This window comes from Pseudomonas sp. 2,4-D (assembly GCF_030418155.1).
Classification (GTDB): domain Bacteria; phylum Pseudomonadota; class Gammaproteobacteria; order Pseudomonadales; family Pseudomonadaceae; genus Aquipseudomonas; species Aquipseudomonas alloputida.
Map to the genome: position 1 here is coordinate 20,264 of NZ_JAUHUI010000056.1, position 12,222 is coordinate 32,485.

General features: G+C 61.4%; 12 protein-coding genes and 1 tRNA gene. 8 read left to right on the plus strand and 5 right to left on the minus strand.

Annotated elements, in window-relative coordinates; all coding sequences use genetic code 11:
- Positions 1 to 152: 152 nt before the first annotated feature.
- Genes QYE47_RS25255 through lpdA form a run of 4 tightly spaced genes read left to right on the plus strand, consistent with a single transcriptional unit; the run spans position 153 to position 5,099 of the window.
- Positions 153 to 1,385 carry a 3-methyl-2-oxobutanoate dehydrogenase (2-methylpropanoyl-transferring) subunit alpha gene (locus QYE47_RS25255; RefSeq protein ID WP_014590116.1) on the plus strand — a complete coding sequence of 411 codons (1,233 nt, stop codon included), beginning with the start codon at positions 153 to 155 and terminating at the stop codon, positions 1,383 to 1,385.
- Between the two features lies 1 nt (position 1,386).
- Positions 1,387 to 2,445, plus strand: a complete 1,059-nt coding sequence (locus QYE47_RS25260; RefSeq protein ID WP_012051588.1) for an alpha-ketoacid dehydrogenase subunit beta — start codon at positions 1,387 to 1,389, stop codon at positions 2,443 to 2,445.
- Positions 2,446 to 3,717, plus strand: a complete 1,272-nt coding sequence (locus QYE47_RS25265; RefSeq protein ID WP_019438370.1) for a dihydrolipoamide acetyltransferase family protein — start codon at positions 2,446 to 2,448, stop codon at positions 3,715 to 3,717.
- A 2-nt stretch (positions 3,718 to 3,719) separates the two neighbouring features.
- Positions 3,720 to 5,099, plus strand: coding sequence for a dihydrolipoyl dehydrogenase (gene lpdA / locus QYE47_RS25270; RefSeq protein ID WP_019438369.1), 1,380 nt, complete (start codon positions 3,720 to 3,722; stop codon positions 5,097 to 5,099).
- Positions 5,100 to 5,228: 129 nt separating this feature from the next.
- Here the strand turns inward: lpdA and QYE47_RS25275 are convergent, their stop codons facing one another.
- Positions 5,229 to 6,227: a diguanylate cyclase gene (locus tag QYE47_RS25275; protein WP_014590113.1), complete on the minus strand. Its 999-nt coding sequence runs from the start codon at positions 6,225 to 6,227 to the stop codon at positions 5,229 to 5,231.
- A gap of 215 nt (positions 6,228 to 6,442) precedes the next feature.
- Here QYE47_RS25275 and QYE47_RS25280 point away from each other — a divergent pair, with 215 nt between their 5' ends.
- On the plus strand, positions 6,443 to 6,970 hold the full coding sequence (locus QYE47_RS25280) for a hypothetical protein (RefSeq protein WP_014590112.1): 528 nt from the start codon (positions 6,443 to 6,445) through the stop codon (positions 6,968 to 6,970).
- A gap of 312 nt (positions 6,971 to 7,282) precedes the next feature.
- On the plus strand, positions 7,283 to 8,665 hold the full coding sequence (locus QYE47_RS25285) for an amino acid permease (protein WP_070383573.1): 1,383 nt from the start codon (positions 7,283 to 7,285) through the stop codon (positions 8,663 to 8,665).
- Between the two features lie 82 nt (positions 8,666 to 8,747).
- Here the strand turns inward: QYE47_RS25285 and QYE47_RS25290 are convergent.
- From QYE47_RS25290 to QYE47_RS25300, 3 genes are all read right to left on the minus strand, one after another.
- Positions 8,748 to 8,824 (minus strand) — tRNA-Arg (locus QYE47_RS25290).
- A gap of 111 nt (positions 8,825 to 8,935) precedes the next feature.
- Positions 8,936 to 9,529, minus strand: a complete 594-nt coding sequence (gene phnN / locus QYE47_RS25295; protein WP_041166863.1) for a phosphonate metabolism protein/1,5-bisphosphokinase (PRPP-forming) PhnN — start codon at positions 9,527 to 9,529, stop codon at positions 8,936 to 8,938.
- A gap of 5 nt (positions 9,530 to 9,534) precedes the next feature.
- A complete protein-coding gene (locus tag QYE47_RS25300) occupies positions 9,535 to 9,804 on the minus strand; it encodes a hypothetical protein (RefSeq protein ID WP_134697902.1) in 270 nt (89 codons plus the stop codon).
- A 69-nt stretch (positions 9,805 to 9,873) separates the two neighbouring features.
- Here QYE47_RS25300 and QYE47_RS25305 point away from each other — a divergent pair, with 69 nt between their 5' ends.
- Entirely contained in the window at positions 9,874 to 10,200 is a 327-nt protein-coding gene (locus QYE47_RS25305) for an Arc family DNA-binding protein (protein WP_003254499.1), read from the plus strand.
- Between the two features lie 107 nt (positions 10,201 to 10,307).
- Here the strand turns inward: QYE47_RS25305 and mgtE are convergent, their stop codons facing one another.
- A complete protein-coding gene (gene mgtE / locus QYE47_RS25310; protein WP_003254500.1) occupies positions 10,308 to 11,750 on the minus strand; it encodes a magnesium transporter in 1,443 nt (480 codons plus the stop codon).
- 193 nt (positions 11,751 to 11,943) lie between these two features.
- Between mgtE and QYE47_RS25315 the strand changes: the two genes are divergently transcribed.
- Positions 11,944 to 12,126, plus strand: a complete 183-nt coding sequence (locus tag QYE47_RS25315; protein WP_134697903.1) for a hypothetical protein — start codon at positions 11,944 to 11,946, stop codon at positions 12,124 to 12,126.
- Positions 12,127 to 12,222 lie beyond the last annotated feature (96 nt).

The following is a 12,222-nucleotide window of genomic DNA, read 5'->3' on the forward strand; positions in this document are numbered from 1 at the left end:
CCTCGCTCGGCAAAGGCAATCAACTTGAGAGAAAAATTCTCCTGCCGGGCCACTAAGATGTAGGTGACGCTGACTTACCAGTCACAAGCCGGTACTCAGCGGCGGCCGCTTCAGAGCTCACAAAAACAAATACCCGAGCGAGCGTAAAAAGCATGAACGAGTACGCCCCCCTGCGTTTGCATGTGCCCGAGCCCACCGGCCGGCCAGGCTGCCAGACCGATTTTTCCTACCTGCGCCTCAACGATGCAGGTCAAGCCCGTAAACCCGCTATCGATGTCGATGCTGCCGACACTGCCGACCTGTCCTACAGCCTGGTCCGCGTGCTCGACGAGCAAGGCGATGCGCAAGGCCCCTGGGCCGAAGACATCGACCCACAGGTCCTTCGTCAAGGCATGCGCGCCATGCTCAAGACGCGGATCTTCGACAGCCGCATGGTGGTCGCCCAGCGCCAGAAGAAGATGTCCTTCTACATGCAAAGCCTGGGCGAAGAAGCCATCGGCAGTGGCCAGGCGCTGGCGCTGAACCGCACCGACATGTGCTTCCCGACCTACCGCCAGCAAAGCATCCTGATGGCCCGCGACGTGTCGCTGGTCGAGATGATCTGCCAACTGCTGTCCAACGAGCGCGACCCCCTCAAGGGCCGCCAGTTGCCGATCATGTACTCGGTGCGCGAAGCCGGCTTCTTCACCATCAGCGGCAACCTGGCGACCCAGTTCGTACAGGCGGTCGGCTGGGCCATGGCATCGGCGATCAAGGGCGATACCAAGATCGCCTCGGCATGGATTGGTGACGGCGCTACTGCCGAGTCGGACTTCCACACCGCCCTCACCTTTGCCCACGTATACCGCGCCCCGGTCATCCTCAACGTGGTCAACAACCAGTGGGCCATTTCCACCTTCCAGGCGATCGCCGGTGGCGAGTCGACCACCTTTGCCGGCCGTGGCGTGGGTTGCGGTATTGCTTCGCTGCGGGTTGACGGCAACGACTTCGTCGCCGTGTACGCCGCCTCGCGCTGGGCGGCCGAGCGCGCCCGCCGCGGCCTGGGCCCAAGCCTGATCGAGTGGGTTACTTACCGTGCCGGCCCGCACTCGACGTCGGACGACCCCTCCAAGTACCGCCCTGCCGACGACTGGAGCCACTTCCCGCTGGGTGACCCGATCGCCCGCCTGAAGCAGCACCTGATCAAGATCGGCCACTGGTCCGAGGAAGAACACCAGGCCGTCACGGCCGAGCTCGAAGCTGCGGTGATTGCCGCACAGAAAGAAGCCGAGCAGTACGGCACCCTGGCCAACGGGCACATCCCGAGCGCCGCCTCGATGTTCGAGGATGTGTACAAGGAGATGCCCGAACACCTGCGCCGTCAACGCCAGGAACTGGGGGTTTGAGATGAACGACCACAACAACAGCATCAACCCGGAAACCGCCATGGCCACCACTACCATGACCATGATCCAGGCCCTGCGCTCGGCCATGGATGTCATGCTTGAGCGCGACGACAATGTGGTGGTGTACGGCCAGGACGTCGGTTACTTCGGCGGCGTGTTCCGCTGCACCGAAGGCCTGCAGAACAAGTACGGCAAATCGCGCGTGTTCGACGCGCCCATCTCCGAGAGCGGCATCGTCGGTACCGCCGTGGGCATGGGTGCCTATGGCCTGCGCCCGGTGGTGGAGATCCAGTTCGCCGACTACTTCTACCCGGCCTCCGACCAGATCGTCTCCGAGCTGGCACGCCTGCGTTACCGTTCGGCCGGCGAATTCATTGCCCCGCTGACCCTGCGCATGCCTTGCGGCGGCGGCATCTATGGCGGCCAGACTCACAGCCAGAGCCCGGAAGCGATGTTCACCCAGGTGTGCGGCCTGCGCACCGTGATGCCGTCCAACCCTTATGACGCCAAAGGCCTGTTGATTGCCTCGATCGAATGCGACGACCCGGTAATTTTCCTGGAGCCCAAACGCCTGTACAACGGCCCGTTCGATGGCCACCACGACCGCCCGGTAACACCGTGGTCGAAGCATCCGCACAGCGCCGTGCCCGACGGCTATTACACCGTACCGCTGGACAAGGCCGCCATTACCCGCCCTGGCAATGACGTGACCGTGCTGACCTACGGCACCACGGTGTACGTGGCCCAGGTGGCCGCCGAAGAAAGCGGCGTCGATGCCGAAGTGATCGACCTGCGCAGCCTGTGGCCGCTGGACCTGGATACCATCGTCGAGTCGGTGAAGAAGACCGGCCGTTGCGTGGTGGTGCACGAGGCCACCCGCACCTGCGGCTTCGGTGCCGAGCTGGTGTCGCTGGTGCAGGAGCACTGCTTCCACCACCTGGAGGCGCCGATCGAACGCGTCACCGGCTGGGACACCCCCTACCCTCACGCACAGGAATGGGCTTACTTCCCCGGCCCTTCGCGGGTAGGTGCGGCACTGAAAAAGGTCATGGAGGTCTGAATGGGCACGCACGTCATCAAGATGCCGGACATTGGCGAAGGCATCGCGCAGGTCGAGTTGGTGGAATGGTTCGTCAAAGTCGGCGACATCATCGCCGAGGACCAGGTGGTGGCCGACGTCATGACCGACAAGGCCACCGTGGAAATCCCCTCGCCGGTCAGCGGCAAGGTGTTGGCCCTGGGTGGCCAGCCCGGGGAAGTGATGGCGGTCGGTAGCGAACTGATCCGCATCGAAGTGGAAGGCAGCGGCAACCATGTGGATGTGCCTCAGCCAAAACCGGTAGAGGCCCCGGCTGCCCCCATTGCAGCCAAGCCGGAACCGCAGAAAGACGTAAAACCCGCCGCGTACCAGGCGCCCGCCAACCACGACGCTGCGCCCATCGTGCCGCGCCAGCCGGGCGACAAGCCACTGGCCTCGCCGGCCGTGCGCAAACGCGCCCTGGACGCCGGTATCGAACTGCGTTATGTGCATGGTAGCGGCCCGGCCGGGCGCATTCTGCACGAAGACCTCGACGCCTTCATGAGCAAGCCGCAAAGCAATGCCGGGCAAGCACCTGATGGTTATGCCAAGCGCACCGACAGCGAGCAGGTGCCGGTGATCGGCCTGCGCCGCAAGATCGCCCAGCGCATGCAGGACGCCAAACGCCGGGTCGCGCACTTCAGTTATGTCGAGGAAATCGACGTCACCGCCCTGGAAGCCCTGCGCCAGCAACTCAACAGCAAGCACGGCGACAGCCGCGGCAAGCTGACCTTGCTGCCATTCCTGGTGCGCGCCCTGGTGGTGGCGCTGCGTGACTTCCCGCAGATCAACGCGACCTACGACGACGAAGCGCAGATCATCACCCGCCATGGCGCGGTGCATGTGGGTATTGCCACCCAAGGTGACAACGGCCTGATGGTACCCGTGCTTCGCCACGCCGAAGCGGGCAGCCTGTGGGCCAATGCCGGCGAGATTTCTCGCCTGGCCAACGCTGCACGTAACAACAAGGCCAGCCGTGAAGAGCTGTCCGGCTCGACCATCACCCTGACCAGCCTTGGCGCCTTGGGTGGCATTGTCAGCACGCCCGTGGTCAACACCCCGGAAGTGGCAATCGTCGGGGTCAACCGCATGGTCGAACGGCCAGTGGTGATCGACGGCCAGATCGTCGTGCGCAAGATGATGAACCTGTCCAGCTCGTTCGACCACCGCGTGGTCGATGGCATGGACGCCGCCCTGTTCATCCAGGCCGTGCGTGGCCTGCTCGAACAACCCGCCTGCCTGTTCGTGGAGTGAGCATGCAACAGATTATCCAGACAACCCTGTTGATCATCGGCGGCGGCCCTGGCGGCTATGTAGCAGCCATCCGCGCCGGGCAACTGGGCATTCCTACCGTACTGGTGGAAGGCCAGGCACTGGGCGGCACCTGCCTGAACATCGGCTGCATCCCGTCCAAGGCGCTGATCCACGTGGCCGAGCAGTTTCACCAGGCCTCGCGCTTTACCGAACCCTCGCCGCTGGGCATCAGCGTGGCTTCGCCGCGCCTGGACATCGGCCAGAGCGTCACCTGGAAGGACGGCATTGTCGACCGTCTGACCACCGGTGTTGCCGCCCTGCTGAAAAAGCACGGGGTGAAAGTGGTGCATGGCTGGGCCAAGGTACTGGACGGCAAGCAGGTCGAGGTCGATGGCCAGCGTATCCAGTGCGAGCATCTGTTGCTGGCGACCGGTTCCAGCAGTGTCGAACTGCCTATGCTGCCGCTGGGTGGCCCGGTGATTTCCTCGACCGAAGCCCTGGCGCCGAAAACCCTGCCGCAACACCTGGTAGTGGTCGGCGGTGGCTATATTGGCCTGGAGCTGGGCATTGCCTATCGCAAGCTGGGTGCACAGGTGAGCGTGGTGGAAGCGCGTGAGCGCATCCTGCCGACCTACGACAGCGAATTGACCGCCCCGGTGGCCGAGTCGCTGAAGAAACTGGGCATAGCGTTGCACCTGGGCCACAGCGTCGAGGGCTACGAAAATGGCTGCCTGCTGGCCAGCGACGGCAAGGGTGGGCAACTGCGCCTTGAGGCCGACCAGGTACTGGTGGCCGTGGGCCGCCGGCCACGCACCAAGGGCTTCAACCTGGAATGCCTGGACCTGAAGATGAACGGCGCCGCCATTGCCATCGACGAGCGCTGTCACACCAGCATGCACAACGTCTGGGCCATCGGCGACGTCGCTGGCGAACCGATGCTGGCGCACCGGGCCATGGCCCAGGGCGAGATGGTCGCCGAAATCATCGCCGGCAAGGCCCGACGCTTCGAGCCGGCAGCGATTGCCGCCGTGTGCTTTACCGACCCGGAAGTGGTGGTGGTCGGCAAGACCCCAGAACAAGCCAGCCAGCAGGGCCTGGACTGCATCGTCGCGCAGTTCCCGTTTGCCGCCAACGGCCGGGCCATGAGCCTGGAATCGAAAAGCGGTTTTGTGCGCGTGGTGGCGCGGCGCGACAACCACTTGATCCTGGGCTGGCAGGCGGTTGGCGTGGCGGTTTCCGAACTGTCCACCGCGTTTGCCCAATCGCTGGAGATGGGCGCGCGCCTGGAAGATGTGGCCGGCACCATTCATGCCCACCCAACGCTGGGTGAAGCGGTACAGGAAGCCGCACTGCGCGCCCTGGGCCACGCCTTGCATATCTGACACTGAAGCGGCCGAGGCCGATTTGGCCCGCTGCGCCGAGAGGCGCTGCGGGTCTTTTTTCATTCAGGCCATCTAAGTCTCCAGAGAACCCTAAGCCTCCAGAGAACCGCACACTCTTTGAGGGGCTAGCTACTCGGCAATTGCGTTCTTGCCTGTGCCCTTGGCCCTGTAGAGTGCCTTGTCGGCACGCGCCAGCAGCGCGTGCTGGTCCTCCCCTTCCCGCCATTGCACCACGCCATAGCTCATGGTCAGCCGGCAATCACCCACCGGCTCCACCCGCTCCAGCACCTGACGCAAGCGCGCCGCCACATCCAGCGCCTCCCCCAACGCGGTCTGCGGCAGCACGATGACGAATTCGTCGCCGCCCCAGCGCGCCAGCAGGTCCAGTTCGCGCAAGCAGGTGCGCAGGCTTTCGGCCACCCGGACCAGCGCCGCATCGCCACGGGCGTGACCGTAGCGGTCGTTGATCGGCTTGAAATCATCCATGTCCATCGCAATCAGCGACAACGGCTGACGGAAGCGCTGGGCGCGCTGGCACTCCAGCTGCAACGCACTCTCCAGCCGGTAACGGTTGGCGACACGGGTCAACGCATCGCGTTCGGCCAATTCACGGTTTTCGTCCAGTTGCCGCTGCAACTGCTGGTTCACCCAGGACAACTCACGGGTGCGTTCGGCCACCTGAAACTCCAGCGACTGGTTCTTCTGTTCCAGTTGAGACACCAAACGCTTGCCAACGTCGATATTGCGGTGCGCACCCAGCATGCGCGCTACGGAACCGTCCTCGTTATGCGCGATGATGTAGCCGCTGTCTTCGATCCAGATGTAGCTGCCGTCCTGACAACGGCAACGGTATTCAATGCGGTAGCGCTCGTTGCGGTGATTGATATAGGCCTCGAAATGGGCCATTACCCGTGGGTAGTCTTCGGGATGGATCACGCTTTCCCAGGTAAATACCGAGTTGGCCATGGAGTGGCTGGCATAACCCAGCATGCTGTACCAGCCCGGGTTGCGATAAACGTAACCGGTATTGGCATTCCAGTCCCAGATGCCATCGCTGATCAAATCGAACAAGGTGTGCAATTGCTGTTCACTGAAGCCGGCAGGTACCGGCCTGGTGTCTTGACTCATGGACGCTCTCCCTGATGCCCAGCAACTGCGCTCCGATCAAGGGGCTGCCGACAGTGGTGTTGATTGCCGCGAGCGGCAAGATGATGCCTATCACGGGCAAGCATATGCCCACCCGAGTGCAACCGAAATAGCGCCAACGCCCTGATTTCGACCGGCACAGCGCTGGCATGGCTTTTGCGCTTGGCACCTGCCAACGAGATTTCCAAGGAGGAAACATGATAATCGCCCCTAACGGCATCAGCTGGCAGCCCACGCTCCACCAGCCTCGGCACCCCAGCGATGAGCAGAAAGTGGCCCAGATTGCACCGCTGCGCACGCCAATAACCACCGCCAACACGGCGAGCCAACAACAGAGCGGGGGCAGTACCGCTCAGCAAAACGCTGAGGATGCTCGTGCAGAAGCCTTTGCCAAATTCAAGGTGATGCTGCAAAACCTGGGTTCTGCGACCACCGAGCCGGTCATCGGAGAACCACTGCCGCCCAAGACTGCCCGGCAGGAGTTTCAAGACTTCATGTCCAAGTCGCCCGGCGAGATGATCAAGGAAAAACTGCTGCGTGAAATAGGCCTGACCGAAGAAGAGTACGACGCCCTGCCGCCCGAAATGAAAGCAAAGGTCGACGAGTTGATCGCCCAGCGCATGAAAGATGACATCGAGCGCAAGATCGAGGAGAAAGCGCAAGAGCAGATCGCCAAAGTGGACGGCGGCCTGGATGAAGAGCAACAAGCGGCACGCCCGGTATGAGGGGGTGGCAGCGGCCGGTAAGGAGAGCGCCGCGGATCGTCCAAGGCGCCCCAGCCTGAACGGTTTGAAGACGTCCGGTGGCGTCGATGTTCAGGTGGTGCATGGCTTCGTCAACTGCACCGCTACCGGCGCCATGACCGGTCTCAGGAAAAATAGGCAGGATGTTGTGCAGAGAATTCGTTTGAGGTCCTTGGCCTTATTGTCCAGGGTGGCAGGCTGGTAGCTATTTGCCACGCGTGGACGCAGGCGCATGACGATGCCTGCGTAGGGGAACGATGTCGGATCCCCCCTAAAATAAGAGAGGACAAGGAAATGCAATCACACGGTTTGAAGCAAAGCCTCAAGCAGCGGCATATCACCATGATCGCCCTGGGTGGGGTGATCGGTGCAGGGCTGTTCATGGGCTCGGGCTCATTGATCGCATCGGCAGGGCCCGCGACCATACTGTCGTATTTCATTGGTGGCCTGGTGGTCACCCTGGTCATGTTCATGCTGGGTGAAATGGCCTGCCGCAACCCGGATGCAGGGTCGTTCTCGACCTACGCCAACACCTACCTCGGCGACTGGGCAGGGTTTGCGGTCGGCTGGCTGTACTGGTTCAAGTCGATGATGACCATCACCCTGGAAGCGGTATTGCTGGGCGCCATCCTGCATGACTTCCTGCCCTGGCTACCGATCTGGGCAGGCGCCTTCCTGATGCTGGTGACACTCATGGCCAGCAACGCCTACTCGGTGCGTTCGTTTGCCGAAGTAGAGTATTGGCTGGCCGCGATGAAGGTCGCCACCATCCTCATCTTCATGCTGCTGGGCGTCTCGATCCTACTCGGCCTGCACAGTGAGATTCCCGCCCCCGGCCTGATCAACCTCACCGCCCATGACGGCTTCATGCCCAACGGCCTGTCACCGGTGATGGCCGGCGTTATCGTGGTGATTTTCTCCCTGGGCGGCAGCGAAATTGCCGCCGTGGCCGCGGGTGAGTCAGAGAACCCGCGACAAAACGTGATCCGCGCGATCAAGAGCGTGATCCTGCGGGTGATGCTGTTCTACGTAGGTTCTGTGTCGATCCTGATCCTTTGCCTGCCCTGGACCGACAAGGCCAACCTGGCCTCGCCCTATGTTTCGCTGTTCAGCCTGGCCGGGTTCGGTGGTGCGGCAGTGGCCATGAAACTGGTGCTGTTCGTCTCGTTCATGTCGGTGATGAACTCGTTCATGTTCTCCAACTCGCGCATGCTGTTCTCGCTGAGCCAGCGCGGTCACGCGCCCAAGCTCTTCTCGCGCACCAGTGCCAAGGGCGTACCGATCAATGCACTGCTGCTGAGCCTGTCGATCTGCACGATGATCCTGACCGTGCACTTTGTCAGTGGCGGCGACTTGTTCATGACCTTGGCCAAGAGTACCGGCAGCCTGGTCATGGTCGTATGGATCTTCATCATCATCGCCCACGTGGCCATGCGCATGAAAACCCGCCACGAAGCGGTCGCCCCAAACGCCTTCCGTGCCTGGCTGTTCCCCTATACCAATATCATTGCGCTGTTCGCCTTGCTGGCAGTCATCGGCACCCAGGCGTTCGACCCGGCATCGCGTTTCCAGTTCTGGTTCACGGTGCTGACGGTACTGCTGGTGGTGGCGGGGTACTTCCTGATGCGCCACCGGCTGGCATCTAGCGCGGCGTTAGCCCACGAAGGTGATGCATGACAGCGCTGGCCAAGCGCAGATGCTGTCAACAGCAGCACGGCGGCAACGAAGACGACGGAGACAATCATGGGAATGACGAGAATGGCGTCCCAGGCAGGAATTGAACCTGCAACCTTCCCCTTAGGAGGGGGATGCTCTATCCAATTGAGCTACTGAGACGCTACGACCGGCAGCGAGCGCTGCACAGCGGGATGGCCAGCATGTTAACCAGCATGCTGGCGTTTGTCATGCCTGAACTGGGCTTTTTCGCGTAATCCTTTTCTGCGGCTGCTATCCCCGCGGTAGCACGCCCTGATCGCGAAGCAGCGAAACGAATGCGGCGACCGCCGCCTCCAGTGTGGAAGAATTATCCAGCACATGCACCGACGGGTCGGCTGCAGCTTGCAAGCGTGCGCTGCGCGCCAGGCGCTGCTCCACTTCTTCTGCGGTTTCCCGGCCCCGGGCCAGCAAGCGCTGGCGCAGCACCTCAGGCTTGACCTCGACCAACACGGCCAACAAATCCGGATAGCGCTGACGGGCCGCTGGCAGATAAGCCCGCGAGCCATTCACCAGCACCGCCCTCCCCGCCGCCAACCACTGGTCCACCTGCCGGGGTATGCCATAGTCCAGGCCATTGGCCCGCCAGTGCATGGCAAACGCACCCTGCGCACGCAAGGTATCAAACTGCTCAGGCGTGACCCCTTGGGCAGCTTCGCCTTTGGCTTCGGCCGAACGGGTGATGACCCGGCGGGCAATTTCTACCCCGGCGGCGGCCAGTTGCTCACGCGAAGCGTCGATCAGGGAATCTTTCCCGGAACCCGACGGCCCAACCAGAAATATCAACCGGCCCGTCCCTGATCGGCGGTCGCTTGCGTCATGTTGCATAGCCACTATGCTCTATGGAGGGAACCGGCGCATTCTAGGGCTTTTCCGGGCATTTTTCTGCGTTTTACCGATTGTTGACGGCAAAAGACTGACGGCCAGGCTAGCCAGAGCATGTAAAACTTTTCAAACCAGTGCTCATTTCTGATAATTGGTACTGGCATAAAGCCTTTATCCGGATCACTATTTGTCACATAATTGACGCCAAGCAAACGGCGACCTTGAGGCAAGATGAGCATCCATTTTTCACTGGCGGTTGAACATTTTGTCGTCGCCACGGTCGTACTTCCATCCCGTGCGGCCAATTTGAGAACCGCTTCCCCTGAACCAAACTCTGGTCAATTTATATGCGCCCAATGAAACAGGCTATTTATTCGAGCCGCACTGCTGACAAGTTCGTCGTCCGCCTGCCAGACGGAATGCGTGAGCGCATTGCCGAGGTAGCGCGCAACCACCACCGCAGCATGAACTCCGAGATCATTGCACGCCTGGAACAGAGCCTTATCCAGGAAGGTGCGCTGGGTGACGAACTGAGCATGCGCCTGGACAGCCCTGAACTGTCCCTGCATGAGCGCGAGTTGCTGCAGCGTTTCCGCCAACTGTCCCACCGCCAGCAGAACGCTCTGGTCGCCCTCATCGCTCACGATGTGGAAATGGCCGCAGACGCCTCCTGAGGGCTGCAGCGAATACGAAAAAGCCAGCGTAAGCTGGCTTTTTTGTGGGCGTCTGACTGGCAGCAAGGCCACTACCCTGCGGAATTGTTCCCACAGGGCGGATCGGCTTACAACAGGAACAGCGTGGCCAGCCCAAGGAAGATGAAGAAACCACCGCTGTCGGTCACAGCAGTGATCATCACGCTCGCCCCCATCGCAGGGTCGCGCCCCAGGCGGGCCAATGTCATCGGGATCAGCACGCCCATCAGCGCCGCCAATAACAAGTTCAAGGTCATCGCCGCGGTCATCACCACCCCCAGCGACCAGCTGCCATACAGCCAGAAAGCCACCGCACCAATCACGCCGCCCCAAACCAGGCCGTTGATCAGCGACACCGCCAATTCCTTGCGCATCAAGCGACTGGTATTGCCTGGCGACACTTGGTCCAGGGCCATGGCGCGGACGATCATGGTGATGGTCTGGTTACCAGAGTTGCCACCAATACCCGCAACGATCGGCATCAACGCAGCCAACGCCACCAGCTTTTCAATCGAACCTTCGAACAACCCGATCACTCGCGAAGCAACGAACGCGGTAATCAGATTGATGGCCAGCCACGCCCAACGGTTGCGGAACGAACGCCAGACCGAGGCGAAAATATCTTCCTCTTCACGCAGACCCGCCATGTTGAGGACTTCGCTCTCGCTTTCCTCGCGGATCAGGTCAACCATTTCGTCGATGGTCAGACGGCCGATCAGGCGTTCGCTTTTGTCCACCACCGGGGCGGATACCAGGTCATAACGCTCGAAAGCCTGCGCTGCATCGTAGGCATCTTCCTCGGGCTGGAAGGAGACAGGGTCGGTCGCCATGACCTCCGCCACCTTCTTCTCCGGGTCGTTGACCAGCAGGCGCTTGATCGGCAACACCCCCTTGAGGATGCCGTCGTAATCGACCACGAACAATTTGTCGGTGTGGTTCGGCAATTCTTTCAGGCGGCGCAGGTAGCGAAGCACCACTTCCAGGCTGACGTCTTCGCGGATGGTGACCATCTCGAAGTCCATCAGCGCACCGACCTGCTCCTCGTCATAGCTCAGCGCCGAACGCACCCGCTCGCGCTGCTGGGCATCGAGGGTTTCCATCAGCTCGTGAACAACGTCACGCGGCAGCTCTGGGGCGAGGTCGGCCAGTTCGTCGGCGTCCATCTCCTTGGCGGCAGCCAGCAGCTCGTGATCGTCCATGTCGGCGATCAGCGATTGGCGAACCGAATCGGAAACTTCCAGCAGGATGTCGCCATCGCGCTCCGAGCGCACCAACTGCCAGACCGTCAGGCGATCTTCCAGGGGCAAGGCTTCGAGGATGTAGGCGATGTCGGCGGGGTGCAGGTCATCGAGCTTGCGCTGCAGCTCGACGAGGTTCTGGCGGTGGACCAGGTTTTCTACCAGGTCGTTGTGCGCGCCTTCCTGGCGATGGGTCAGGTCTTCGACCATGCGCTGACGCTGCAGCAGTTCGACCACCTGGGCCAGGCGATCCTGCAGGCTTTCTTGCGCTTTTTTAACTTCTACTTCGGTCATAGGCGAACTCCACTCCCAGCAGCGGAGCACGCCGAGGGAATCAATCGGTCAGATCTTTCTGTATGAATCGTGTTAGCGAGTAACTACTGGGTAAGTCCATGGTGGTTTTCCACAAGCCCCGGCGGGGCTGACGGGCGCAATCATACACTGCTAAAGCTGTCAGATCGCTTAAATTTTTGGCCAGAACAATCGTTTGCGTGATAAAGCTGGGACAACGCTCGAAGCTATCAGTGCGACGGTTGTTTTGGATGAGAAAGCACATTTGATTTTTGAGGCCGCTCAGCGGCGCCAGACTACACCGCAATCATTACAGAAGAGCGTAGATCGACAGGCTCAAGAATTCATTGGCGCACAAACAAAAAGCCCGCTCTATTGAGCGGGCTTTCTGATGGGGTGTGGCGGACTCAGCAGGATTCGAACCTGCGACCGCTCGGTTCGTAGCCGAGTACTCTATCCAGCTGAGCTATGAGTC